Annotated in this window: 25 protein-coding genes; 18 read left to right on the plus strand and 7 right to left on the minus strand. The window is 73.5% G+C overall.

Annotated elements, in window-relative coordinates; translation table 11 throughout:
- Window positions 1-38 precede the first annotated feature (38 nt).
- The 3 genes from DAE25_RS05075 to DAE25_RS05085 all read right to left on the minus strand — a co-directional run bounded on the left by DAE25_RS05075 (window position 39) and on the right by DAE25_RS05085 (window position 1,371).
- A complete protein-coding gene (locus DAE25_RS05075) occupies window positions 39-317 on the minus strand; it encodes a GlsB/YeaQ/YmgE family stress response membrane protein (RefSeq protein WP_056888599.1) in 279 nt (92 codons plus the stop codon).
- A gap of 173 nt (window positions 318-490) precedes the next feature.
- A complete protein-coding gene (locus DAE25_RS05080; RefSeq protein ID WP_107765148.1) occupies window positions 491-709 on the minus strand; it encodes a DUF3107 domain-containing protein in 219 nt (72 codons plus the stop codon).
- 80 nt (window positions 710-789) lie between these two features.
- Window positions 790-1,371: a TetR/AcrR family transcriptional regulator gene (locus tag DAE25_RS05085; RefSeq protein ID WP_056888597.1), complete on the minus strand. Its 582-nt coding sequence runs from the start codon at window positions 1,369-1,371 to the stop codon at window positions 790-792.
- Between the two features lie 239 nt (window positions 1,372-1,610).
- On the opposite strand from DAE25_RS05085, the gene moeZ reads away from it, so the two are divergent.
- The 11 genes from moeZ (at window position 1,611) to DAE25_RS05140 (ending at window position 16,052) form a co-directional block, all read left to right on the plus strand.
- On the plus strand, window positions 1,611-2,810 hold the full coding sequence (moeZ, locus tag DAE25_RS05090) for an adenylyltransferase/sulfurtransferase MoeZ (protein ID WP_056888596.1): 1,200 nt from the start codon (window positions 1,611-1,613) through the stop codon (window positions 2,808-2,810).
- Between the two features lie 69 nt (window positions 2,811-2,879).
- Window positions 2,880-3,746: a chymotrypsin family serine protease gene (locus DAE25_RS05095; RefSeq protein WP_107765149.1), complete on the plus strand. Its 867-nt coding sequence runs from the start codon at window positions 2,880-2,882 to the stop codon at window positions 3,744-3,746.
- A 107-nt stretch (window positions 3,747-3,853) separates the two neighbouring features.
- Window positions 3,854-4,567, plus strand: coding sequence for a DUF4129 domain-containing protein (locus DAE25_RS05100; RefSeq protein ID WP_159083584.1), 714 nt, complete (start codon window positions 3,854-3,856; stop codon window positions 4,565-4,567).
- Window positions 4,564-5,010, plus strand: a complete 447-nt coding sequence (locus tag DAE25_RS05105) for a hypothetical protein (RefSeq protein ID WP_107765151.1) — start codon at window positions 4,564-4,566, stop codon at window positions 5,008-5,010. Before DAE25_RS05100 ends, DAE25_RS05105 begins: the two co-directional genes overlap by 4 nt.
- Window positions 5,000-5,992 carry an AAA family ATPase gene (locus tag DAE25_RS05110; RefSeq protein WP_107765152.1) on the plus strand — a complete coding sequence of 331 codons (993 nt, stop codon included), beginning with the start codon at window positions 5,000-5,002 and terminating at the stop codon, window positions 5,990-5,992. Before DAE25_RS05105 ends, DAE25_RS05110 begins: the two co-directional genes overlap by 11 nt.
- Window positions 5,989-7,272, plus strand: a complete 1,284-nt coding sequence (locus DAE25_RS05115) for a DUF58 domain-containing protein (RefSeq protein ID WP_107765153.1) — start codon at window positions 5,989-5,991, stop codon at window positions 7,270-7,272. Before DAE25_RS05110 ends, DAE25_RS05115 begins: the two co-directional genes overlap by 4 nt.
- A complete protein-coding gene (locus DAE25_RS05120) occupies window positions 7,269-7,784 on the plus strand; it encodes a hypothetical protein (protein ID WP_107765154.1) in 516 nt (171 codons plus the stop codon). Before DAE25_RS05115 ends, DAE25_RS05120 begins: the two co-directional genes overlap by 4 nt.
- Window positions 7,785-7,876: 92 nt before the next feature.
- Window positions 7,877-8,545 (plus strand): lysophospholipid acyltransferase family protein, encoded by a 669-nt coding sequence (locus tag DAE25_RS05125; RefSeq protein WP_234410862.1) that lies wholly within the window; start codon window positions 7,877-7,879, stop codon window positions 8,543-8,545.
- A 46-nt stretch (window positions 8,546-8,591) separates the two neighbouring features.
- Complete coding sequence (locus tag DAE25_RS05130; protein WP_234410863.1) at window positions 8,592-11,849, plus strand: ATP-dependent helicase; 3,258 nt, start codon at window positions 8,592-8,594, stop codon at window positions 11,847-11,849.
- A gap of 68 nt (window positions 11,850-11,917) precedes the next feature.
- Entirely contained in the window at window positions 11,918-15,082 is a 3,165-nt protein-coding gene (locus DAE25_RS05135; protein WP_107765437.1) for an ATP-dependent DNA helicase, read from the plus strand.
- Window positions 15,083-15,167: 85 nt separating this feature from the next.
- Entirely contained in the window at window positions 15,168-16,052 is an 885-nt protein-coding gene (locus DAE25_RS05140; protein ID WP_107765155.1) for a sigma-70 family RNA polymerase sigma factor, read from the plus strand.
- A gap of 112 nt (window positions 16,053-16,164) precedes the next feature.
- Here the strand turns inward: DAE25_RS05140 and deoD are convergent, their stop codons facing one another.
- Window positions 16,165-16,875 carry a purine-nucleoside phosphorylase gene (gene deoD, locus DAE25_RS05145; protein WP_107765156.1) on the minus strand — a complete coding sequence of 237 codons (711 nt, stop codon included), beginning with the start codon at window positions 16,873-16,875 and terminating at the stop codon, window positions 16,165-16,167.
- 57 nt (window positions 16,876-16,932) lie between these two features.
- On the opposite strand from deoD, the gene nudC reads away from it, so the two are divergent.
- Window positions 16,933-17,862, plus strand: coding sequence for an NAD(+) diphosphatase (gene nudC / locus DAE25_RS05150; RefSeq protein ID WP_107765157.1), 930 nt, complete (start codon window positions 16,933-16,935; stop codon window positions 17,860-17,862).
- Between the two features lie 18 nt (window positions 17,863-17,880).
- Here nudC and DAE25_RS05155 read toward each other — a convergent pair whose 3' ends face one another.
- Window positions 17,881-18,123, minus strand: coding sequence for a mycoredoxin (locus DAE25_RS05155; protein ID WP_056888587.1), 243 nt, complete (start codon window positions 18,121-18,123; stop codon window positions 17,881-17,883).
- A 78-nt stretch (window positions 18,124-18,201) separates the two neighbouring features.
- Here DAE25_RS05155 and DAE25_RS05160 point away from each other — a divergent pair, with 78 nt between their 5' ends.
- From DAE25_RS05160 to DAE25_RS23460, 5 genes are all read left to right on the plus strand, one after another.
- On the plus strand, window positions 18,202-20,250 hold the full coding sequence (locus DAE25_RS05160; protein ID WP_107765158.1) for an ATP-dependent DNA helicase UvrD2: 2,049 nt from the start codon (window positions 18,202-18,204) through the stop codon (window positions 20,248-20,250).
- 124 nt (window positions 20,251-20,374) lie between these two features.
- Window positions 20,375-20,623: a hypothetical protein gene (locus DAE25_RS05165; RefSeq protein WP_107765159.1), complete on the plus strand. Its 249-nt coding sequence runs from the start codon at window positions 20,375-20,377 to the stop codon at window positions 20,621-20,623.
- Window positions 20,624-20,782: 159 nt separating this feature from the next.
- Complete coding sequence (locus DAE25_RS05170; RefSeq protein ID WP_056888584.1) at window positions 20,783-21,115, plus strand: WhiB family transcriptional regulator; 333 nt, start codon at window positions 20,783-20,785, stop codon at window positions 21,113-21,115.
- 74 nt (window positions 21,116-21,189) lie between these two features.
- A complete protein-coding gene (locus DAE25_RS05175) occupies window positions 21,190-21,354 on the plus strand; it encodes a hypothetical protein (RefSeq protein WP_199907441.1) in 165 nt (54 codons plus the stop codon).
- 104 nt (window positions 21,355-21,458) lie between these two features.
- Window positions 21,459-21,629 (plus strand): hypothetical protein, encoded by a 171-nt coding sequence (locus DAE25_RS23460; protein ID WP_199907442.1) that lies wholly within the window; start codon window positions 21,459-21,461, stop codon window positions 21,627-21,629.
- A gap of 1 nt (window position 21,630) precedes the next feature.
- On the opposite strand, the gene DAE25_RS05180 is transcribed toward DAE25_RS23460, so the two are convergent.
- Both DAE25_RS05180 and DAE25_RS23465 read right to left on the minus strand, forming a co-directional pair.
- The gene (locus DAE25_RS05180) at window positions 21,631-22,149 is read right to left on the minus strand and encodes a hypothetical protein (protein ID WP_159083585.1); all 519 of its coding nucleotides are present in this window, start codon (window positions 22,147-22,149) and stop codon (window positions 21,631-21,633) included.
- Window positions 22,150-22,309: 160 nt separating this feature from the next.
- Window positions 22,310-22,468: a DUF5679 domain-containing protein gene (locus DAE25_RS23465; protein WP_091115022.1), complete on the minus strand. Its 159-nt coding sequence runs from the start codon at window positions 22,466-22,468 to the stop codon at window positions 22,310-22,312.
- Window positions 22,469-22,657: 189 nt separating this feature from the next.
- Between DAE25_RS23465 and DAE25_RS05185 the strand changes: the two genes are divergently transcribed.
- Window positions 22,658-23,452 carry an enoyl-CoA hydratase/isomerase family protein gene (locus tag DAE25_RS05185; RefSeq protein WP_107765161.1) on the plus strand — a complete coding sequence of 265 codons (795 nt, stop codon included), beginning with the start codon at window positions 22,658-22,660 and terminating at the stop codon, window positions 23,450-23,452.
- Window positions 23,453-23,661 lie beyond the last annotated feature (209 nt).

The raw sequence follows: 23,661 nt of genomic DNA on the forward strand, positions 1-23,661 counted from the left end.
GGGGCCCTTCGATCGTGCTGCGCGAGACGCGGTGAGCGTCAGACGTGCGTGCGCGAGCCGTGGTTGCGACCGGTGACGGTCGAGGCGATCACGACGAGCACGGCCGAGGTGATGATGGCGACGATCCAGCGGACCCAGTCGACACCGCCCGAGCCGTCGCCGCCGAAGGCCGCGTAGATGTAGTAGCCGAGGATGATGCCGCCGATGCCGCACAGGACGGTGAGCCACAGCGGGATGTTGTCCTTGTCGCCGGGGGCGACGAGCTTGCCGAGGAGGCCGATCACGACGCCTCCGATGATGAGCCACAGGATGTCCACGAGTTCTGCCTTTCGGATGCCGCACCCTGATGGTGCGGTCGCTGCCGACCCGGAGGTCGACACACCAGCATCATCGTCCCCACGGGGGTCGCGATCAATTACCGACCCCCCGAAGGGTGGCCGCGAGTCGCGGGACCTCCGGAGCAGCTCGGGGGAGCCGGTGGATCAGGTGCTCAGCGGAAGCCGACGGTGCCGGCGACGCCGCCGCCGATCTCGACGTACGCGATCTTGTCTCCGGGGACCGCGATGGTGCGGCCCCGGGTGTCGGTGAAGCGGAACAGGCTCGAGGACGAGACCGCCTCGGCGAGCTGAGCCTCGATGTCCTCGGGGCTGGCGTCGGTCTCCACGACCAGCTCACGGGGGGCGTGCTGGACGCCGATCTTGACCTCCACGGGGTGACTCCTTCAGATGTACGACGGGGGTGTGTGGTGACGGTATCCAGCAGGGCCTGAGCGACGCCGGCTGGTCCCGGTCAGTGCTCCAGGGGGTAGCCGCGGATCCCGCGCCAGGCCAGCCCGGCGACGAGGGCCGCCGCGTCGGCCTGGCTGATGCCGGCCGTCTCCGACAGCCAGAACCGTGCGCTCACCTGGGCCATTCCCACCAGGGAGACGGCGAGCAGGCGCGAGGCGTCGTCGGGCAGGCCGGTGTCCTCGTGGATGACCTCGGCGATCATCGAGGCGCACTCGGTGGTGACCCGGTCGACGTGCTCGCGCACGGCCGGCTCGCTGGTGAGGTCGGACTCGAAGACCAGGCGGAAGGCGCCGGTGTCGGCGGCGACGTAGGTGAAGAACACGTCCATCGTCGCCTCGACGCGGAGCTTGTTGTCCTGGGTGGCGGCGAGCGCCTGGCGGCAGTTGTCGATGATCGTGTCGCACGAGGTGTCGAGCAGCGCGAGGTAGAGCTCGAGCTTGCCGGGGAAGTGCTGGTAGAGCACCGGCTTGGACACCCCCGCGCGGTCGGCGATGTCGTCCATCGCGGCCGCGTGGTAGCCCTGCGCCACGAAGACCTCGAGGGCCGACTCGAGCAGCTGGGCGCGGCGCTCGCGTCGCGGCATCCGGCCGCCCCGCGGCCGGGGCTCGCCCGAGTCGAAGCGATCAACGCTCACGTGTGTTTCCTCCCGCACGATCGATGAGCCCGCAGCCTACTCGCAGGTAGAGACCTAGCTCGCTCGCACCACACGTCCGGATGCCGGGACGTGTGCGGTCCGCGACCGGGGCGCGGGGAACATGGACGGCGTCGGCGGCGTTGCCCCCACGTCACCGAGAACAGTGCCGAGAAGCCTAGGAGTGCCCCGTGTCGTTCGCCCCGCTCGTCGAGCCTGCCGCCGAGCTCACCACCGACGAGGTGCGCCGCTACAGCCGGCACCTGATCATCCCGGACGTGGGCATGAGCGGCCAGAAGCGCCTCAAGAACGCCAAGGTCCTCGTGATCGGCGCCGGCGGGCTCGGCTCGCCCGCCCTGCTCTACCTCGCCGCGGCCGGCGTCGGCACCCTCGGCATCGCCGAGTTCGACGAGGTCGACGAGTCCAACCTGCAGCGCCAGATCATCCACGGCCAGTCCGACGTCGGCCGGCCCAAGGCCGAGTCGGCCCGCGACTCGATCCAGGAGACCAACCCGCTCGTCAACGTCGTCGTGCACAACGAGCGCCTCGACAACGACAACGTCAAGCGTGTCTTCGAGGGCTACGACCTCATCGTCGACGGCACCGACAACTTCGCGACCCGCTACATGGTCAACGACGCGGCGTACTTCCTCGGGATCCCCTACGTGTGGGGCTCGATCTACCGCTTCGACGGCCAGGCGTCGGTCTTCGCGCCGATGCTCGGCGAGGACCTGCCCTGCTACCGCTGCCTCTACCCCGAGCCCCCGCCGCCGGGCATGGTCCCCAGCTGCGCCGAGGGCGGCGTGCTCGGCGTGCTGTGCGCCAGCATCGGCGCGATCCAGGTCAACGAGGCCATCAAGCTGCTCACCGGCATCGGGGACCCGATCGCGGGCAAGCTGATGATCTACGACGCGCTGGAGATGGAGTACCGCAAGCTCAAGGTCCGCAAGGACCCCAGCTGCGCGCTCTGCGGGGAGAACCCGACCGTCACCGACCTCATCGACTACGACGCGTTCTGTGGCGCCGTCTCCGACGAGGCGGCCGAGGCCGCGGCCGGCTCGACCATCTCGGTCTCCACGCTGGAGCAGATGCTCAAGGAGCGCGAGGCCGGTGAGCGCGACTTCGTGCTGGTCGACGTGCGCGAGCCCAACGAGTACGAGATCAACAAGATCCCCGGCTCGGTGCTGATCCCCAAGGGCGAGTTCCTCAACGGCAACGCCCTCGGCCAGCTCCCGTCGGACAAGCAGGTCGTCATGCACTGCAAGTCGGGCGTCCGCTCGGCGGAGACCCTCGCCATCGTCAAGGGCGCGGGCTACGCCGACGCCGTGCACGTCGGTGGCGGCGTGGTGGCGTGGGTGTCGCAGATCGACCCCAGCCAGCCGGCGTACTGACGCAGGACCGATCGGCGAGATCACCACACGAGGCGTAACCCCTCCGGGTTGCGCCTCGTTGGCGTCTCCATGGACCTGAACCGATCGTTCCTGACCTTGTCCACGGCGGCCGCGCTGGCCGCCACTGCGGCCCTGGCCGGCCCGGCGACGGCCGCACCCGCCGACGTCCCGGCGTACGCCCCGGCGGACACCGCGCAGATCCACCCGGGCGTCCAGATGTACACCGAGGGCGCCCAGTGCACCGCCAACTTCGTCTACACCGACGGCTCCGGCGCGACGTACGTCGGCTACGCGGCGCACTGCGCGGGCACGGGTGAGGCCACCGACACCAACGGCTGCGACGCCGCGTCCCTGCCGCTCGGCACCCGGGTGAGCTTCGTCGAGGGCGGCTCGCTGGCCACCGAGGGGACGACCGTGGGCCAGGGCACGCTGGCCTACTCGTCCTGGCTCACCATGCAGCAGCGCGGTGAGACCGACGAGAACGCCTGCGCCTACAACGACCTGGCGCTGGTGGAGGTCGACGCGGGCGACGTCGCCAAGGTCAACCCGTCGGTCCCGTTCTGGGGTGGGCCGGTGGCCGTCAACACGACGGGCACCGCTGCCGGTGACACGGTGTACTCGTACGGCAGCTCGAGCCTGCGGGCCGGCGTCGAGGCGCTCTCGCCCAAGGTGGGCACCAGCCTGGGGGTCGAGGGCGAGGGCTGGTCGCACCCGGTCTACACCGTGACGCCGGGCGTCCCGGGGGACTCCGGTAGCGCCTTCCTGGACGCCGAGGGCAACGCCCTGGGCACCCTCTCCACCCTCGCCCTGGCCCCGCTCGCCGGGTCCAACGGGGTGGGTGACCTGTCGCACGAGCTGTCCTACGCACAGCAGCACGGCCCTCTCGCGGGCCTGCGGCTCGTGCCCGGCACCGAGCCGTTCAGCCCGGTCCTCTGACCCGCTGACCCGCTCGCGACAGTCGCCGGCGGCTCCGTCTCGTGGGGGGCGGAGCTGCCGGTCATGCCTCACCCCTCGCGGCACGGTCGCGGGCTAGGGTCGCCGCCATGAGGAGGCCCGCCGTCGTCGCTGCCCTGGCCGTGGCCGGTGCCTGTGTGCTCGTGGTCCTGGTCGCGTGGGCCGCCCTCGTGGGACCCCAGGACGTCTTCACCGGTGACGGCCCGCAGATCAGCCAGGAGACGACGACCACCGCGACGGAGGACGCGCCCATCGACACCGCGGGCACGACCCGCGACGACGTCGAGCAGGCCGACCCGCCGACCTGGGTGCGGGTGCTCCTCAACGTGGTCGGCGGCGCCGTGCAGCTCGCCGCCCTCGCCGGGATGGTGCTGGTCGCCGTCCTCGTCGTACGCCGCCTGCACACGGCCTTCGCCCGGCGCGGGACCCGCGAGGAGGCGGCCACCGGCGAGTTCGAGGCGCTCGACGACCGGCAGCGGATCGCCGCCGCCATGGCACTGGACGCCGACGAGCAGGCGCGGGTGCTCGAGGGAGGTGAGCCGCGCAACGCGATCGTGGAGTGCTGGCACCGCTTCGAGCTGCAGGCCGCGCGCGCGGGGATGGCCCGCCGGGAGTGGGAGACCTCCTCGGAGCTGGCGTTGCGGATGCTGGACGCCGCCGACGTCGACCGGGAGGCGGTGACCCGGCTGCTGGAGCTCTACCGCGAGGCCCGCTTCAGCGGCCACGAGGTGGGCGAGGTGGAGCGCCGGGCGGCCGTCGACGCGCTGGCCCGGATCCGCGCGAGCGTCGGGGCGGTCCGGTGAGCAGCCCGCTCCTGCGGGCCTGGTGGGCCCGCGCCGTACTCCTCGCCCTGGTGGTCGTCGTCGGCCAGGTCGTGCTCACCCTCCTGGACTTCGGGCCCCGCCTGCTGGGCTGGGCCCTGCTCGCGACCGCGGTGGCGGCCCTGCTGTGGTTGCTCCTCGACGCGGCCGGCACCCAGGCCGCGGGCTGGGACTCCGGCCTGCCGCCGTTCGTGCGGGCGGACCCCGGGGAGGCCACGACGTACAGCCGGGTCCTCGACAGCCACCTCGACTCCCGCGACCCCGGACCGGCACTGCGCGACCGCCTGGTGGCGCTGGCCCGCTCCCGCGACCCCGACCTCGCCGACCCGGTGCTGCGCGACCTCGCCCAGCAGCCCGCGCGCCGGCTCACCCCCGACGACATCGACCGCTACCTGACCAGGATCGAGGCACTCCGTGACAGATGACGCCGTCCCGCTGACCACCCAGGAGGCGACCCGCGTCGCGGCCGACGTGCTGGACCGGGTGGGTCAGGCCGTCGTGGGCAAGCGGCAGGCACTCAGCCTGGTGCTGGCCGCGGTCCTGGCCAAGGGCCACGTCCTCATCGAGGACTTCCCGGGGCTCGGCAAGACCCTGGCCGCGCGCTCCTTCGCCCAGGCCCTCGGCCTGGACTTCGCCCGGGCCCAGTTCACGCCCGACCTGCTGCCGGCCGACCTCACCGGGTCCTACGTCTACGACCAGCGCAGCGGCGACTTCTCCTTCCGCGCGGGACCGCTGTTCACCGGTTTGCTGCTGGCCGACGAGATCAACCGGACCCCGCCCAAGACGCAGGCCGCGCTGCTCGAGGCCATGCAGGAGGGGCAGGTCACCGTGGAGGGGGAGACGCACCTGCTGCCGCGGCCCTTCCACGTGCTCGCCACCGCCAACCCGGTGGAGTACGAGGGCACCTACCCGCTGCCCGAGGCGCAGCTGGACCGCTTCCTGATGCGCGTCGACTTCGGCTACCCGACCGCCGACGAGGAGTACGACGTCGTCGCGCGCCGGGTGGCCCGCCAGCGCGAGGAGGTCGTGGTCGAGCCGGTGACGGACGCCCGGGGGCTGGCCGCCCTGCAGGCCGCGGTCGAGCGGGTGCAGGTCGACGAGTCGGTCGGCCGCTACTGCGTCGCCCTGGCCGCCGCCACCCGCGGCCACGCCGAGGCCCTCACCGGGGCGTCCCCCCGCGGGAGCCTGGGACTGGTGCTCGCGGCCCGCGGGTGGGCGGTCATCCGGGGTCGCGACTACGTCGTGCCCGAGGACGTCAAGGCGGTGGCCCGGGCCGTGCTCGGCCACCGCGTCACGGTGCGCCCCGAGCTGTGGATGAGCGCCGCGTCGGGGCCTCGGATCGTCGACTCCGTCCTCGCCAGCGTCCCCACCCCGCACACCCTGGAGCAGGCCGCGGGGCGACGGTGACCCGCTGGGTCGCCACGCCCGCGCTGGCCCGGGCCTGCGCCGTCGCGGCGGCGGGCCTGGTCGGGGCGGTCGCGCTCGGGTCGCCGGTGCTGGTGGTCCTGACCGCGCCCTTCCTCGTGCCGGCGGTGCTCGGCCTGGTGCACCGGCCACGCACGACGCCCCGCCTGGTCCCCGACCTCGGGGTGCAGCGGCTGCACGAGGGACAGGGCCTGGCCAGTGGCCTGGTGGTGGAGCCTGCCGACGGGGTCGAGCACGTGACCCGCGTGCTGGAGCGTCCGCCGTACGTCGACCTCTCCCCGCAGTCGGGGGTCGTCGGCGGCCTCCTCCGCGACGGCATGCCCGAGGCGGGCATCGGCGTCACCCGCTGGGGGCGCCGACCCGTCGGCGCCGAGCAGGTCGCGCTCACCGGTGCCTGGGCCGGGTTCCGCTGGGGGCCGCGGGCGGTCCCGGCGGTCACCGTCCCGGTGCTGCCCCAGCCGGCCGCTTTCGACTCCCGGGCCGAGGCGCCGCAGCCGGACGGCCTGGTCGGCGCGCACCGCTCGCGCCGCGTGGGCAGCGGGACCGAGTTCAGCGGGATCCGGGGCTTCGCGGCCGGAGACCGGCTGCGCCGGATCCACTGGCCGGTCTCGCTGCGCACCGGCTCGCTGCAGGTCGTGACCACCCGGGCCGAGCAGGACTCGGGGGTCCTCGTCGTCGTGGACGCCTTCCGCGAGCTCGGGCACAGCGGGGGCGTCGACGGGCCCGCCAGCAGCCTGGACCTCACGGTGCGGGCCGCGTCGGCGCTCGCCGAGCACCACGTCCGGGTCGGCGACCGAGTGGGGCTGCGGGTCCTCGGACCGGGCGACGCCCGGGTCCCGCTCGGCACCGGCACCCGGCACCTCCACCGCCTGGCCGGCACCCTCGCCCGGGTCGTCCCGGCGAACCGTCAGGTGGACGAGGACGCAGCCCTCGAGCTCGGGGTCCAGGGCGACTGCGTCGTCTACGTCCTCTCGCCGATGCTGGACGCGCCCGTCGTCACCGCGACGGCGATGCTGGTCCGTCGGGGCGTGCCGGTGCTCGTCATCGACACGCTCGGGGAGCGCGACCTCGACGAGCTCGGCGGCCCCCGGTCGCGGGCGGGGCTCGCGTGGCGGATGCGGCGGGTCGAGCGGGACAACCTCCTCGATCGGCTGGCGGGCCTCGGCTGCCCGGTCGTGCCGTGGCGTGGTCCCGGCACCGTCGACGACGTCCTGCACCGCCTGGCCCGGCGGGCCCAGCAACCCCGGGTGCGTGCCCGGTGAACCGGGTCCGGCAGTGGCAGCCGTCGGCGGTCGCCGCGAGGGTCCTGGTGGTGCTGCTGCCGCTCCTCGCGGTCGCCGCCGCGGGTCAGCGTCCGGCCACGCCATTCCTGCTGGTGCTCGCCGTGCTGGCGCTGGGGTGGGGCGTCGCCCCGGAGTCGGCGGTCGGTCAGGTCGTGCTCGTCCTGGTCGTCGGCTGGTGGGGCGTGCGTGTCGCCGACCCGCTGCAACCGACCGTGCTGCTCGCCGGCGCGGCCCTGCTGGGGGCCCACGTGGCCGCACTGTTGGCGTCGTACGGTCCGGCGCGGCTCGCCGTCGACCGGCGGGTCGCGCTGCTCTGGGTACGCCGCGCGCTGCTGGCGCTGCTCGTCCTCCCGGTCGCGTGGGTCGCGGCACGCGGGCTGGGCTCCGCCCCGGAGCAGCCCGCGCTGTGGACCGTCGCGCTGGTGACGGTCGCCGGCGTCCTCGTGACCGCGGGGCTCGCCCTGCGTGAGGCGTCGTCGGACGAGGTCTGAGGTCGCAGCACGACTGGGTCGCCGGCGCCCGGTCCGTCCGGGGCGCGGAGCCCCGCACGGCCCTGGGCCGGGTCGGGGCCACAATGGGCGCCATGATGTATCGCGTGCTGCACACGGTCGTGCCGCCGGTGGCCAAGGCCGTCTGGCGACCGACCGTCACCGGTCTCGAGCACGTGCCCCGCAGCGGGGCGGTGATCCTGGCCAGCAACCACCTCTCCTTCGTGGACAGCGTGGTGATCCCGGTCGTCGCCCCGCGCAAGGTGGTGTTCCTCGCCAAGTCGGACTACTTCACCGGCACCGGCGTCCGGGGCGCGATGCAGCGGGCGTGGTTCGAGGGGCTCGGCATGCTGCCGGTCGACCGCGACGACACCAAGGCCGCGATCGCCAGCCTCGACACGGCGCTGGAGGTGCTCGGCCGCGGGGAGGCGTTCGGGATCTACCCCGAGGGCACCCGCTCGCGCGACGGCCGGCTCTACCGCGGCCGGACCGGCGTCGCCCACCTCGCCCTCACCGCGGGCTGCCCGGTCGTGCCCGTCGGCCTGACCGGCACCCAGGACATCCAGCCGGTGGGCTCGACCCTGCCGCGGCTGGCGTCGGTCACCGTGCACTTCGGCCCTCCGATCGACGTCGCGGGGGAGTACGACGGCGTGCCCTCCGGTCGCGCGCGACGCGACCTCACCGACCGGGTCATGGCCGCGATCGGGGGACTGTCCGGCCAGGAGGAGGCCGGGGTCTACAACGAGCGCCCCACGGACGTGTGACCCCCGCCCGCGCCCTGTTGTCGGTGTCGTCTGGTTGGGTCGTCCCGTGACCATCCAGCACCCCGGGCAGCACCTCGCGAGGCCGACCTACCGGCTCGAGCGCAGCCAGCCCGGACAGGTGGCCGGACCGGTCCTCGACGCCCACCAGCAGCGCGTGGTCGACCACCCCGGTGGCCCGATGCTGGTGCTGGCCGGGCCAGGCACCGGCAAGACCACCACCCTGGTCGAGGCCATCGTCGACCGCATCGAGCAGCGCGGCGCCGGCCCGGACGAGGTGCTGGCCCTGACCTTCTCCCGCAAGGCGGCCGAGCAGCTGCGCGACCGGGTCACCGCCCGCCTCGGGCGCACCAGCACGACCACGCTGAGCTCGACGTTCCACTCCTTCGCCTACGGCCTGGTGCGGACCTACACGCCTGCCGGCGTCTACGACGGCCCGCTGCGGCTGCTGTCCGCGCCCGAGGCCGACGTGGTCATGCGCGAGCTCCTCACGGACCACCCCGAGTCGGTCGCCTGGCCGGAGTCCCTGGCGCGCGCGGTCGGCACGCGGGGATTCGCCCGCGAGGTGCAGGCGGTGCTCGGGCGGGCCCGTGACAACGGCCTCGACGACCGCGGGCTGGTGGCGATGGGGCGCGACGAGGGCGCACCCGAGCTGGTCGCGGCCGGTCTGTTCATGCAGCAATACCTCGACAACCTCGACGCCCAGAGCGCGATCGACTACTCCGACCTCATCCGGCGCGCGACCGCCCTGGCCGGTGAGCACCGCGCCGAGCTCCGCGCCCGCTTCACCCACGTCTTCGTCGACGAGTACCAGGACACCGACCCCGGGCAGGTCGCCCTGCTCCGGGAGCTGGCGGGCGATGGGCGCAACCTCACCGTCGTCGGCGACCCCCACCAGTCGATCTACGGCTTCCGGGGGGCGGAGGTGCGCGGCATCCTCGAGTTCCCCACGACGTTCCCCGCCGCCGACGGGTCGCCCGCCCAGGTGGTGGCGCTGCGCACGACCCGCCGGTTCGGGCCGAGGCTTCTGCTGGCCGCCCAGCGCATCGCCGGCGGCATCGCCCTGCCCGGCACCATCCCGGAGGCGGCGCGCGCCGACTTCGCCGCCCCGGTGGCCGAGTCCGGTGCGCACGGCGACGGCCGGGTCGAGGTGCTCACCTTCGACACCGAGCGTGCCGAGGCCGAGCACCTGGCCGACCTGCTGCGTCGCGCCCACCTCGAGGACGGCATCGCGTGGGACGACATGGCGGTCCTGGTCCGCTCGGGCCGCACGTCGATCCCCGGGCTGCGTCGCTCGCTCGGCGGTGCCGGGGTGCCCGTCGAGGTGGCGGGCGACGACGTCCCGCTCGTGCGTGACCCGGCCGCCCTGCCGCTGCTCGACGCACTGCGAGCCATCCTCAACCTCGACAACGAGGACGGCGACCACGTCGACTTCATCGACCCCTCCCGGGCGGAGGCGATGCTGCTCGGTCCGCTCGCCGGCCTCGACGCCGGTCAGCTGCGCCGGCTCGGCCGGCTGCTGAGGGCCCGGGAGAAGGTCGCGGCCAAGACCGAGGAGCGGGCTCCGCGCCGCTCCCGCGAGCTGGTCCGCCAGGTGCTCGTCGACCCCGGCTTCCTCACCGGGCTGGAGGGCCCCGAGGTCGACCGGGCCCGTGCGTTCGTGACCCTGCTCTGGAGTGCGCGGGCCGCCCAGTCCGACGGTGACACCGCCGAGGAGGTGCTGTGGCTGCTGTGGTCGGGCACCTCGTGGCCCGAGCGCCTGCGGCGCGGCGTCGAGCTGGGCGGCGCGGCCGCCCGGCGCGCCCACCGCGACCTCGACGCCGTGGTGGCCCTCTTCGAGGCCGCGGCGCGGGCCGAGGAGCGCAAGGACCACCTCGGCATCGCCAACTTCCTCGCGACCCTGGTCGCCCAGCAGATCCCGGGAGACACCCTGGCCGAGCGCGGGGTCCGCGGTGCGTCGGTGCGGCTGCTCACCGCCCACCGGGCCAAGGGCCTGGAGTGGCGCCTGGTGGTGGTCGCCCACGTCCAGCAGGACGTCTGGCCCGACCTCCGCCGGCGCAGCACCCTGCTCCAGGCCGACCGGATCCGCGCCGACGGCCTGGTGCCTCCGGTCAGCACGCGCGAGCTCCTCACCGAGGAGCGTCGCCTCTTCTACGTCGCCTGCACCCGCGCCCGCCAGCGGCTGGTGGTCACCGCGGTTGCCTCGGCCGACGACGAGGGCGAGCAGCCGTCCAGGTTCCTGGGCGAGCTGCAGATCCCGGCCGTCCACCACAGCGGCCGCCCCCGACGTCCGCTCTCGATGGCGGGCCTGGTCAGCGACCTGCGCCAGCACCTCGCCGACCCCGACACCCCGCCCGCGCTGGCCGAGGCCGCCGCGCGCCGCCTCAAGGCCCTGGCGCGGGAGTCGGTCGGCGGACGGTCCTTGGTGCCGCAGGCTGATCCCGCCACGTGGTGGGGCACCCGGGCCGCCAGCCTCTCCGCCCACCCCGTGCGCCCGGCCGACCAGCCGGTGCCGCTCTCGGCCAGCACGCTGTCGGGGCTGATGACCTGCCCCACCCAGCACTTCCTCTCCCGCGAGGCCGGCGGGGTGTCGCGCTCCCACCAGTCGGCCAACCTGGGCCAGATCGTGCACGCCCTCGCCGAGCGGGTCGGCACCGGCGACCTGGTGGCCGGCCCCGACGACGCCGACCTGCTCATGGAGCACGTCGACGCCGTGTGGCAGCGCCTGGAGTTCCGCACGCCGTGGGCCGCCGCCCGCGAGCACGCCCGGGTGCGGTCGGCCCTGGCCCGGTTCCTCGCCTGGCACCACTCCAACCCCCGCACCCTCGTGGGCACGGAGGCGAGGTTCACCACCGTCGTCGAGCTCGCCGACGGCGAGCAGGTCCGGCTCGGTGGCTACGTCGACCGCCTCGAGGTCGACCACGACGGCCGCGTGGTCGTCGTGGACCTCAAGACCGGTCGCACCAAGCCGTCCGGCAAGGCCGTCCAGCGCGACTCCCAGCTCGCCCTCTACCAGCTCGCGGTCGATCGCGGCGCCGTCGACGAGGTCGTGCCCGGCGCGGCGTCGGGAGGCGCGTTCCTCGTGCAGCTGGGATCCCTCGACGACAACCCGTCGGCCGTCGAGCAGCGCCAGGACCCGCAGCCCGACGACTCGCCCGAGCGCGACGAGCTGCACGCCGCGCTGTCGGTCGCCGCCGGCTACCTGCGCCGTGAGGAGTTCCCCGCCATCCCCGGAGACCACTGCAAGGACTGCCCCTACGTCTCGTTGTGCCCCGCCAAGGGCGCCGGATCGGTGGTGACCCAGTGACCGCCACGACCGTCGCGGGCGCCCGTCCCGCGCTGCGCATCGACACCCCGGAGCAGCTCCAGGCGGTGATGCAGGCATCCTTCGCGCCGAGCCCCCAGCAGTGGGCCGCCATCACCGCACCGCTCTCTCCCGCGGTCGTCATCGCCGGTGCGGGCTCGGGCAAGACCACCCTGATGGCCGCCCGCGTGGTCTACCTCGTGGTCACCGGGCAGGTGCGTCCGGACCAGATCCTCGGCCTCACCTTCACCACCAAGGCCGCCGGCGAGCTGCGCACCCGCATCCGTGCCGCCCTCGTCACGGCCGGGGTCCTGGACGCCGCGCCCCGTGACGACGAGGAGGACGTCCTCGAGCCGACGGTGGCGACCTACAACGCCTATGCCGCCAACCTGCTCACCGAGCACGGCCTGCGCATCGGCCACGAGCCCGACACCCGGGTGGTCACCGACGCCGCGCGCTACCAGCTCGGCGCCCGGGTGGTGGACCGCTACACCGGTGTCGTCGAGCACCTCACCGACCACGCCGAGACCGCCATCCAGAACCTCCTCGCCCTCGACTCGACGATGAGCGAGCACCTGCGCTCGCCCGCGGAGGTGCGCGCCTTCGACGCCGCGGAGCGGCCGGGTTTCCTGGCCGCTCGCCTGGAGGAGGCACAGGGCAAGCACCGCGCGACCTACCTCGAGCAGATCGACAGGGCCGTCTCCGCCATCGACCGTCGGGCCGAGCTGCTCGGGCTGGTCGAGAGCTACCGCCGGCTCAAGGCCGACCTCGGGCTCATGGACTTCTCCGACCAGATCGCCCTCGGCGCCCGGCTCGCCGACGAGCAACCCGACGTCGGCGCCGCCGAGCGCGACAAGTTCCGTGTGGTCCTGCTGGACGAATACCAGGACACGTCCGTCGCCCAGGCCCTCATGCTCTCCCGGCTGTTCTCCGGGCCCGACGAGGCGTCCGGGCTCGGCCACGCCGTCACCGCGGTGGGGGACCCCAACCAGGCGATCTACGGCTGGCGGGGGGCCTCGGTGTCCAACATCCTCAACTTCGCCGAGACGTTCCCGGCTGCCCGCGGCGAGGTGCCGGTCCTCCCGCTCACCGTCAACCGACGCTCCGACGCCCGCATCCTCGACCTCGCCAACGTCCTGGCCCGGCCGCTCTACGACGCCTTCCCGCAGGTCTCCCCGCTGGTCGCCAAGGAGGGCGCGGCGTCCGGCGTCGTGCAGACCCAGGTCTACGAGACCCACCGCGAGGAGCTCGCCGCCCTGGTCGAGCGGGTCCGTGGGGCACACGGTCGCACCGGCGACTGGTCGCGGCTAGGGGTGCTCACCCGCGACAACGCCCACGCCGAGGAGGTCTTCGACGCCCTCACCGGTGCCGATGTCCCGGTCGAGATCGTCGGGCTCTCCGGGCTGCTGCGGCTGCCCGAGGTGGCCGAGATCGTGGCGACCCTGCACCTGATGCACGACGTCACGGCCAACGCCTCGCTGCTGACCCTCCTCACCGGACCGCGATGGGCGGTGGGACCGCGCGACCTGCACCTGCTCGCCCAGCGCGCCGGTGACCTGTCGGGCGGTCGCGGTCGCGCCCCCGAGGCCGCCGACATCGGCGACCAGCTCCTCGAGATCGCCGACGGCGTCGACCCGGCCGAGGTGCCGGCGCTCGGTGACGCCCTGGAGGACCCCGGCGCGGACCTGCCCTACTCGACCGAGGCCCGCGAGCGGTTCGCCCTGCTGGCCGGTGAGCTGCGGATGCTGCGCGCGCACGTCTCCGAGCCGCTGCTCGACGTCGTCCGCCGTGTCATCGACACCTCCGGCGTCGACATCGAGCTCTCCTCCGCGGTCGGGCCGGCGGCCCTGGCCCGGCGCGACAACCTCGACCTGTTCGTCAAGGCGGTCGCCGAGTTCCAGGCGGTCGACGGCGACGTCAGCCTTCCCGCGCTGCTGGCCTACCTCACCGCCGAGGACGACCAGGGCAACGGCCTCGACGCCGCGACGCCGACCGAGGCCGACTCGGTCAAGCTGCTCACGGTGCACCGGTCCAAGGGCCTCGAGTGGCACTCGGTGTTCCTCGTCGGGGTGGGGGAGACCCGGTTCCCGTCCAACCGGGGCCGCACCCTGTGGACCTCCTCCCCGTCGGTGATGCCGGCGCCGCTGCGCGGTGACGCCCGCGACCTGCCGCAGCTCCAGGGCTACGACAAGGCCGCCCTCGACGCCTACCGCGCGGCCTCCAAGCAGCACGAGGCCACCGAGGAGCTCCGGCTGGGCTACGTCGCCTTCACCCGGGCCGAGCACGAGATGTGGGTGACCTCGTTCCTCTGGAACGCCCGCAAGACCCCGTTCGGGCCCTCGCCCTTCCAGGAGACGATGCGTGACGTCATCGAGGGGTGGGGCGAGGAGGTCGCCGGCTGGCTCGACAAGCCGGCGAGGGACGCCGTCCACCCCTACGCCGGCGACGACCCGTCGCGACCGTGGCCGCTGACCGGTATCGGCCGGGAGGCCCGGCTGCGCCTCGCCGCGGCCGAGGCCGTCCGCTCCGTCGAGCTCGACGCGCCCGACGAGGGGCTCGACGTCGTGACGGCCGGCCAGGTCGCCGACTGGGACGCCGCCATCGAGCGGCTGCTGGCCGAGGCCAGGGCCGACCGCGGCGGCCAGATCCGCGTCGAGCTGCCCTCCAGCCTGTCCGCGACCGCGATGAGCCGGCTGCGCGACGACCCCCAGCTGTTCGCCCGCGACCTGGCCCGTCCGATGCCGCGCAAGCCGTCGTCGGCGGCGCGTTTCGGCACCCGCTTCCACGCGTGGGTCGAGTCCCGCTTCGGCCAGCCCGAGCTCATCCCCTACGACGAGCTGGAGGGGCGCGCCGACGCGGGCATCGACGACGAGTCCGAGCTGGCCGAGCTGGTCGCCCGCTTCGAGTCCGGCCCGTACGCCGAGCGCGTGCCGCACGCCGTCGAGGCGCCGTTCGCGCTGGTGCTGGCCGGTCAGGTGGTCCGCGGCCGGATCGACGCGGTCTACGCCGAGGACGTCGACGGCGAGCGCGGCTTCGTCGTCGTCGACTGGAAGACCAACAGGACGGCGACGGCCGACCCGCTCCAGCTCGCGATCTACCGGCTCGCGTGGGCCGAGCTGACCGGCACCCCGCTCGAGCGGGTGCGCGCGGTGTTCCACTACGTCCGCTCGGGACAGACGGTGGAGCCCGACGACCTCCCCGGCCGCGACGGGCTGGAGCGCATCGTCAGCGGCTGAGCGCCGGTGTCACACCCGTCGCCCGCCGCTCGTCATGTCGTCGACGGAGCCGGGTGGGTCCGGCCGGACGCGGGAGGATGAGGACATGACCGACGACGAGGCGCTGGCCGGCCGGTTCGAGCGCGTGCGCCCGCGGCTGCACGCGGTGGCGGTGCGGATGCTCGGCACCCACGCCGCCGCCGACGACGCGGTGCAGGAGGCGTGGCTGCGCCTGCACCGCAGCGAGCCCGACGGCATCGACAACCTCGACGGCTGGCTGACCACGGTGGTGTCGCGGATCTGCCTCGACACCCTCAAGTCCGGCTCGACCCGACGGGAGCACCCCGTGGGCGAGGTGCCGGAGGTCGTCGACGCGCACGAGCCGGACCCCGCCGACCAGGCGGTCACGGCCGACGCGGTGGGCGCCGCCCTGCTGGTGGTGCTCGACCAGCTCGGTCCGAACGAACGGCTGGCCTTCGTGCTGCACGACCTCTTCGGGGTGCCCTTCGACCAGGTGGCGCCGATCGTCGACACCAGCCCGGGCAACGCGCGCCAGCTCGCCTCCCGTGCCCGGCGCAAGGTCCGCGGCGGCGAGTCGGAGCCGGACCGTCGGCGCCAGCGGGAGGTCGTCGACGCCTTCCTGGAGGCTGCCCGGGAGGGCCGCTTCGAGCGCCTGCTCACGATGCTCGACCCCGACATCGAGCTGCGCGCGGACGCGTTCTCGGTCAGCGCCGCCGCGACCCGACGTCACCTCGGGGCGCCCGTGCTCGACCCCGTCATGCACGGCCGCGAGGCGGTCGCCGAGGTGTTCAGCGGCCGGGCGGCCGCCGCCCAGGCGGCGTACGTCGACGGCCTGCCCGCCGCCGTCTGGGCGCCGGGAGGGACGACGAGGTCGGCGTGGGTGCTCACCATCGCCGACGGGGTCATCACCCGGGTCGAGATGCTGGGCGACCCCGCCACGCTCGCCGGTCTCGAGGTCGAGCTGCTCTGACGCATCGAGGTCGCCGGCCCGCATCCGGCGCCCACGCTGACTGGCGGCCCGTGACAGTCGGTACGGCGATCCCCCTGTCGGCCGCCGCCAGTCAGCGTGCGTCGTCGGGCGGTCAGTCGGGCAGGGCGGCGGTGAGCGCTATCTCGATCATCGCGCCGAAGGTCTGCTCGCGCTCCTGCGAGGTGGTCTCCTCACCGGTGACGATGTGGTCGGAGACGGTGCAGATCGCCAGCGCGGCGCGCCCGTGGGCGGCGGCGAGCGTGTAGAGCGCGCTGGCCTCCATCTCGACGGCCAGGACCCCGTGGTCGACCATCGGCGCCATCAGCTCGACGCGCGGCGAGTAGAACGAGTCGCTGGAGAAGATGAGCCCCACGTGCGTCGTGGTGTCCGGCAGCGCCGCTGCGGCGTCGTACGCCCGACGGAGCAGGTGGAAGTCGGCGACGGGGGCGTAGTCGTAGCCGTGGAAGCGGTGCGTGTTCATCGAGGAGTCGGTGCACGCGCCGCTGGCGATGATCACGTCGCGCACGGCCACCGCCTCGGTGAGCGCACCGCAGGAGCCGACGCGGACGATCGACTGCACGTCGTACTCACGGAAGAGCTCGGTGGCGTAGATCGCCAGCGAGGGCTGCCCCATGCCCGAGCCCTGGACGGAGACCCGGTGGCCGCGCCACGTGCCGGTGTAGCCGTACATGCCGCGGACCTCGGTGTAGCACTGCGCGTCGTCGAGGAAGTTCTCCGCGATCCACCTCGCTCGGAGGGGGTCCCCGGGCATGAGGACGACGGGGGCGATCTCGCCGGCACTGGCGCCGATGTGGGTGCTCATGGGCCGACGATATGGCAGGACCACAGGCACGACCCACGGGCCAGTAGCGTGGCGGGCGTGAACGACAGCAGCCCCCAGCGCAGCCTCCCGCACCTGGCCCTCTCCGCCCACGCGCACAACCGGGTGGGGGAACGTCGCACCGACGAGGCGTGGCTCGACGAGCGCTGGGCCGACCCGGGCACGAAGGTGCTGGTCATCGCCGGCAACCGGCTGCGCCCGGTCGACGGAGACCTCGGCTGGGTGGCTCCGGCACACGCGCCGGCGGGCACCCGGGTGCTGCTCGGCGAGCGCGACGGGGTGACCCGGTTCGCGGTGCTCGCCGACCCCGACGACGTGCCCGGCGAGCGGGAGGAGTGGGTGCCGCTGCGGGGGCTGCTCCCCGCGCTGGTCGCCGACCCCGGCGCGGCTCCGTGGCTGTTCCACGCGGTCGGCCTCGCGGAGTGGCACTGGGTGACCCGGCACTGCCCCCGCTGCGGCTCGGCGCTGGAGTCCCGGCACGCCGGCCACGAGCTCGGCTGCACCGGGTGCGGCCGCCAGCAGTTCCCGCGCACCGACCCGGCGGTCATCATGGCGATCACCCACGGCGAGCCCGGGTCCGCCGACGAGCGGCTGCTGCTCGGCCACCAGGCCGTGTGGCCGCAGGGGCGCTACTCGACGCTGGCCGGTTTCGTCGAGCCGGGGGAGACCTTCGAGGACGCCGTACGCCGCGAGGTGCTGGAGGAGGTCGGCGTCACCGTGGGCGACGTGACCTACTTCGGCAACCAGCCGTGGCCGCTGCCGGCCAGCCTGATGATCGGCTTCCGCGGGGTCGCGGTCACCACCGACATCGACGTCGACGGGGCCGAGATCGCCGACGCCCGCTGGTTCACCCGCGACGAGCTCCGGGCGGGCTGCGAGTCCGGGGAGGTCCTCATCCCGGCCGGCATCTCGATCTCGTCCTCGCTCATCGAGGACTGGTACGGCGCCCCGCTGCCGGGCGGCTGGTGACGCCCGGACCGTCGTGCGTCAGGCCAGCGCGGCGAGCTTCTCCTTGACCTGGGCCAGGCTCGGGTTGGTCTGCGCGGAGCCGTCGGCGAAGACCAGGGTCGGGACCGTCTGGTTGCCGTTGTTGGCCTGCTCGACGATCAGCGCCGCGTCGGGCTGCTGCTCGATGTCGACCACCTCGTAGGCGATGCCCTCCCGGTCGAGCTGGCCGCGGAGCCGGTGGCAGTAGCCGCACCAGGGGGTGCTGTACATCGTGAAGGTCATGGGTGTCGGTCCTGACGTCTAGGGTTTCTCGTGTCCGCCAGAGTCCAACCAACCACGCGCAGGAGTTGTTCCACGCCCATGCCCGCCCCCACCGACCTGCTCGACGCGCTCGACCCCGAGCAGCGCCGGGTCGCCGAGGCGCTGCGTGGCCCCGTGCGGGTGCTGGCCGGCGCGGGCACGGGCAAGACCCGGGCCATCACCCACCGCATCGCCTACGGCGTCGCCACCGGGCTCTACGTGCCGACCGAGGTCCTCGCGGTCACCTTCACGACGCGTGCGGCGGGCGAGATGCGCGGTCGGCTGCGCGGGCTCGGCGCCGGGGGAGTCCAGGCCCGCACCTTCCACTCCGCCGCCCTGCGCCAGCTGCGCTACTTCTGGCCGCGCGTCCACGGGCACGACCTGCCCAACCTCATCGAGTCCAAGATCGGCCTGCTCGCGCAGGCCGCGCGTCGCCAGCGGATCAACGCCGACCAGGCGCTGCTGCGGGACCTGGCCAGCGAGATCGAGTGGGCCAAGGTCAGCAACGTCGGGCCCGACGACTACGCCCGGGTCGCCCCCGCCCGCAACCGCTCCGTCTCCACCCTCGACCCCGACACCGTGGGGCGGATCTTCGAGGGCTACGAGGAGGTCAAGCGCGGCCAGGGCCGGATGGACATGGAGGACGTCCTGCTCTTCGCGGCCGGGCTGCTCGCCGAGGAGGAGGCGGTCGCCGCGCAGGTGCGCCGGCAGTACAAGTGGCTCGTCGTCGACGAGTTCCAGGACGTGTCCCCGCTCCAGTCGGCCCTGCTTGACCTCTGGCTGGGCGGGCGCGACGAGCTGTGCGTCGTCGGCGACCCCGCGCAGACCATCTACTCCTTCGCCGGGGCCAACGCCGCCTACCTGCGTGAGTTCACCACCAAGTTCCCCGACGCCACCTCGATCGAGCTGGTCCGCAACTACCGCTCCACCCCCGAGGTCGTCACCGCCGCCAACCACCTGCTCGCCGGCACGCCGAGCAAGGGCGTCGACCTGGTCGCGCAGCGGCCGTCCGGCAGCCCGGTGCGCTACACGGCCCACGCCGACGAGGTCGCGGAGGCCGCGGCGGCCGCCGACCGGATCGCCGCGCTGCGCGCCGCCGGCACCCCGGCCGGCGAGATGGCCGTCCTGTTCCGGATCAACGCCCAGTCCGAGACGTTCGAGGACGCGCTCACCTCACGGGGCGTCCCCTACGTCGTCCGCGGTGCCGCCCGCTTCTTCGACCGGGGCGAGGTGCGCCAGGCCGTGACCCTCCTGCGCGGCACCGCCCGCGGTGGCCAGGAGGACGGCACCGTCCCCGACCTGGTGCGCGCCACCCTGTCGGGGATGGGCTGGTCGGCCGAGGCCCCCGGCACCCGCGGTGAGACCCGCAACCGGTGGGAGTCGCTGCAGGCGTTGGTCGACCAGTCGACCGAGTTCGTGGTCGAGCAACCGGAGGCCACCCTCGGCGACTTCGTCGACGACCTCGACCGTCGGGCCGCCGAGCAGCACGCGCCGCTCGCCGACGGAGTCACCCTGGCCACGCTGCACGCGGCGAAGGGCCTGGAGTGGGACGCCGTCTTCCTGTGCGGCCTCCAGGACGGCACCCTGCCGATCACCTACGCCGACACCCCGGCCGCCGTGGAGGAGGAGCGGCGGTTGCTCTACGTCGGGATGACCCGGGCCCGTCGCGAGCTGTCGATCTCCTGGGCGCTCGCGCGCAACCCCGGGGGCCGCGCCACCCGCAAGCCGTCCCGCTTCCTCGACGAGGTGGCCGAGGTCGAGCGGGCGGCCGCGTCCAAGGCGCCCAGCCGGCGCAACCGCAAGGCCATGCACTGCCGCGAGTGCGGCACCGCCCTCAGCACCCCCGCGGAGAAGAAGCTCGGCCGCTGCGCGGACTGCCCCGCGTCGTACGACGAGGCCCTCTTCGAGCGACTGCGCGAGTGGCGCCTCGAGCGGGCCGCGGACGACAAGGTGCCGGCGTTCGTCGTGTTCACCGACGCCACCCTCCAGCTGATCGCCGAGCACCGGCCCACCGACGAGGGGGCGTTGCGGCGCATCAGCGGGGTGGGTCCGTCCAAGCTCAGCAAGTACGGCGACGACGTCCTCGCGCTCGTCTCGAAGGAAATCTGAAGAAATACCCATTAAATCGTTTGCCCATTACACGGGGCAGGCGTTAGTTTCTTCTCCAACAGCCCACGCGCTTGCGACCACTGGCAATGGTCAGCGCCCGACGCCCCGAAGGAGGTGGCACCAGATGGAGATCTACACCAACACCATGACGGCCTCGACGCCGTCCTTCGGCATGCCCGTCGCTGTTGCCACGTCCCCGCGCTCGGCCGCTCCCTGCCTTCAGCAGGTGAAGTCCGTCGCGACGCCGTGGGCCCACGTGGCCGGCATCGCCGTCATGGACGCCGTCGACGCCGTTCGCGGCATCGAGCTCGACGCCATCCGCGTCAAGGGAGCATTCCCGGGTCCGACCGCCTGGAGACCACCGATCGTCTGACACCAGACGCACATCGGCAGCCTCCAGGCCGCGGAACCCACACCGGGATCCGCGGCCTTTCTGTTTCTCGCATCAATGGGGGACAGCTGGGCCGGATCCCGCAGAGACATGAGTTTCTTCTGCACCAGCGATCAGGTCCACGAGAAGGAGGTGACACACATGACCATCAGTGTTCTCGACCGCAACCGAGCTGCCGACGCCGCCCACGACCTGGGTGACCTGCACGACGCAGCTGCGCAGGTGGACGACGAGCTGCTGCCCTGCCGCACCAACAACGCAGAGCTGTGGTTCGCCGAGTCCCCCACGGATGTCGAGCACGCCAAGAGCCTGTGCCAGGGATGCCCTGTCCAGGCGATGTGCCTCGACGGCGCTCTCGAACGGCGCGAGCCGTGGGGCGTCTGGGGCGGCGAGCTCTTCCTCCAAGGCGTGGTGATCCCGCGCAAGCGCCCCCGCGGCCGACCCCGCAAGAACCAGGACGAGGTCGCCGCCTGACGGCGGTCCTCACCACTTCTCAGGCAGGACCTTCGGACATTCACATGACACTTCTCCACAGAGACGGATACGACATGAACACCATGCAGGAAGACCTGGCGCGCGCACAGATGACCGCGCGCCTGGGAGAGGCGCAGCAGAACCGGCGTGGCCACCAGCTGGCCCTGGCCCGCCGGATGAGCCGCAAGGCCGAGCAGGCTGCACAGCAGGCGCGTCTCGCCCTCGCCCGTGCGATCTAGGACCAGCCTCGCCCTGATCGCGGGTGATGCAGAGCGACAGCCGGCACGAACCCTCCGGGGATCGTGCCGGCTGTCGGCATTTCTTCTCCAGTAACCTCGAGGGCGTGAGCGAGCAGCCGACGACGTGCGACTTCTGCGGCCGGCAGGGGACCGGGGCCGAGACCCTCACCTGGACGACGTCGGTGGAGAACGGTCGGCAGCGCACCTACTGCGAGGAGTGCTCCCGCACCCACCTGCGAGCGATCGAGGGCAAGCTCGACAGCGAGTGGTGGTAGGTCAGACGGCCTCGCCCCACGAGCACCCGCAGTGCGGGTGACGCTGCCACGACCGGGCGTCGGGACGGAGGTCGGTCCCCACGGTGACGGTGGACGACCACGTCGACGGGGTGCCGCCACCGACCCACGTGGCGACATCGCGGGCCGCCCAGCCCAGCGCCAGCGCCAGCAGCCCCGCGTCCACGCCCGGCCCGGCGGCGAGGGGTGTCGCGACCGGTCGGTCGGACGGAGTGGGTCCGTCGCGCCAGGCGCGCACGCAGCGCAGGCAGGCGGTCAGCCCGGGGACGACGAACGGTCCGACCCGGACGGCGTCGGGCACCGCCGCCACCGTCAGGTGCGGCCGGGAGTCCACGACCCACGGATCCGCGCGGCAGCAGTCGTCGGGCAGGTCGGTGACGTGCAGGACGACCTCGGCACGGGGGTCGTGCCGCAGGCCGGCGGCGGCGGCGAGCGGGGCGACGTACGCGTGCCACGGGTCGATGGTCTCGAGCCGCACGGGCAGCGGGGACGACAGGCGCATGCCGACCACCCTGCACCGACCCGGCCGTGCGCGCACCCGCTCCTCCACAGGGCCGCCGCGGGCGCCGGGGAGGACCCAAGAGCACCGGAGACGACGACGGCGCCGCCCCGCAGGGCGACGCCGTCGTACAGCTGCTGGTGGGGTCAGTGACCGGTCCGGGTCACGCCTTGCCGAGGATGCGGTTGAGGTTGGTGCTGCAGACCGGGCAGACGGCCTTGGCCATCCGGGTGCCCTTGTCGTTGACCTTGACCTCGCCCTCCGCCTCGCGCTTCTCCTTGCACTTCACGCAGTAGAACTCGCCGCTCCAGGTCTCTGCCATGACGGCCTCCTTGACTGTTGATCACGCTGTTGTCGCGCGGGTCGGGTGGGGAAGCCCGTGCGGGTCCGGGAGCGTGGGGACACCCGGTCCGCCTGTGACACTACCCAAACCGCGCCCCGGCGGCCCGCGACACACCTGCGGCCGGTGACCGGGGGAGCGCGACGCTCGGCGGTCAGTACCCTTCCGCCCATGGCCGACTACACGCACCTGCGCCTCGACCGCCCCTCCGAGGGCGTCGCCGTGCTGACCCTCGACAACCCCGACATGCGCAACGCGATGAGCGACGAGATGACGTCGTCGTGGGTCCGCGCCATCGACGAGCTGGCCGCGGACCGCTCGCTGCGGGTGGTCGTGGTGACCGGGGAGGGGTCGGCCTTCTGCTCCGGCGGCAACACGTCGTGGATCTCCAGCGAGCCCGACGCCAGCGTCGACCACCTGCGCCGGAGGATGCTGCCGTTCTACCGCGCCTGGCTCTCCATCCGGCGCCTCGAGGTGCCGACGATCGCCGCGGTCAACGGCCACGCGATCGGCGCCGGCCTCTGTCTCGCCCTCGCCTGCGACATCCGGTACGCCGCCCCGGGCGCCAAGCTCGGCGTCCCCTTCGTCAAGCTCGGGATGCACGCCGGCATGGCCGGGACCTACCTGCTGCCCGAGGTGGTGGGCGCGGCCCATGCCCGGGACCTCCTCCTCACCGGCCGCGTGGTCGAGGCCGACGAGGCGCTGCGCATCGGCCTGGTGTCGCGCGTGATCGATGCGGAGTCCTTCGACGCCGAGGTGCTCCGGACCGCCGAGGGGATCGCCGCGACGGCGCCGATCGCCACCCGCCTCACCAAGATCGCGCTGACCGACGGTGGGCACGCCGACTTCGAGAGCGCCCTGCAGTGGGAGGCGCTGGCCCAGCCGGTGACGCTGGCGACCGAGGACCTCCAGGAGGGCATCCGCGCCAGCCGCGAGAAGCGGCCGCCGGTGTTCGAGGGGCGCTGAACCACGACCAAGGGACGGCTGCGCGTGACCGGGCGTCGTACGGGACGAAGAAGAGGCCGCACGGCCGTCCGCTCCACGCCTGCCTTCCCCAGCGGACGTCTCGCGGGCCGGCTGTGCGACCTCGTCTGGGCGTCACGCTAGGAGGTCGGGACCATGCGGTCAACGCCGTGCTGTCCACCCCTGTGGACAAAGCTGTGGACAAGGTGTGC

Origin of the sequence: Nocardioides terrigena (assembly GCF_003047265.1) — a bacterium.
Lineage (GTDB): Bacteria > Actinomycetota > Actinomycetes > Propionibacteriales > Nocardioidaceae > Nocardioides > Nocardioides terrigena.

What these genes read in the sequence shown, in the direction of transcription:
- DAE25_RS05180 (WP_159083585.1), bottom strand. Translation starts at nt 22,149, where the DNA reads ATGCGCCTGTCGTCCCCGCTGCCCGTGCGGCTCGAGACCATCGACCCG.
- DAE25_RS05170 (WP_056888584.1), top strand. Translation starts at nt 20,783, where the DNA reads ATGACCATCAGTGTTCTCGACCGCAACCGAGCTGCCGACGCCGCCCAC.
- DAE25_RS05100 (WP_159083584.1), top strand. Translation starts at nt 3,854, where the DNA reads ATGAGGAGGCCCGCCGTCGTCGCTGCCCTGGCCGTGGCCGGTGCCTGT.
- DAE25_RS05165 (WP_107765159.1), top strand. Translation starts at nt 20,375, where the DNA reads ATGGAGATCTACACCAACACCATGACGGCCTCGACGCCGTCCTTCGGC.
- DAE25_RS05085 (WP_056888597.1), bottom strand. Translation starts at nt 1,371, where the DNA reads ATGCCGCGACGCGAGCGCCGCGCCCAGCTGCTCGAGTCGGCCCTCGAG.
- DAE25_RS05125 (WP_234410862.1), top strand. Translation starts at nt 7,877, where the DNA reads ATGATGTATCGCGTGCTGCACACGGTCGTGCCGCCGGTGGCCAAGGCC.
- DAE25_RS05160 (WP_107765158.1), top strand. Translation starts at nt 18,202, where the DNA reads ATGCCCGCCCCCACCGACCTGCTCGACGCGCTCGACCCCGAGCAGCGC.
- DAE25_RS05185 (WP_107765161.1), top strand. Translation starts at nt 22,658, where the DNA reads ATGGCCGACTACACGCACCTGCGCCTCGACCGCCCCTCCGAGGGCGTC.
- DAE25_RS05175 (WP_199907441.1), top strand. Translation starts at nt 21,190, where the DNA reads ATGAACACCATGCAGGAAGACCTGGCGCGCGCACAGATGACCGCGCGC.
- DAE25_RS05155 (WP_056888587.1), bottom strand. Translation starts at nt 18,123, where the DNA reads ATGACCTTCACGATGTACAGCACCCCCTGGTGCGGCTACTGCCACCGG.
- deoD (WP_107765156.1), bottom strand. Translation starts at nt 16,875, where the DNA reads ATGAGCACCCACATCGGCGCCAGTGCCGGCGAGATCGCCCCCGTCGTC.
- DAE25_RS05135 (WP_107765437.1), top strand. Translation starts at nt 11,918, where the DNA reads ATGCAGGCATCCTTCGCGCCGAGCCCCCAGCAGTGGGCCGCCATCACC.
- DAE25_RS05095 (WP_107765149.1), top strand. Translation starts at nt 2,880, where the DNA reads ATGGACCTGAACCGATCGTTCCTGACCTTGTCCACGGCGGCCGCGCTG.
- DAE25_RS23465 (WP_091115022.1), bottom strand. Translation starts at nt 22,468, where the DNA reads ATGGCAGAGACCTGGAGCGGCGAGTTCTACTGCGTGAAGTGCAAGGAG.
- DAE25_RS05140 (WP_107765155.1), top strand. Translation starts at nt 15,168, where the DNA reads ATGACCGACGACGAGGCGCTGGCCGGCCGGTTCGAGCGCGTGCGCCCG.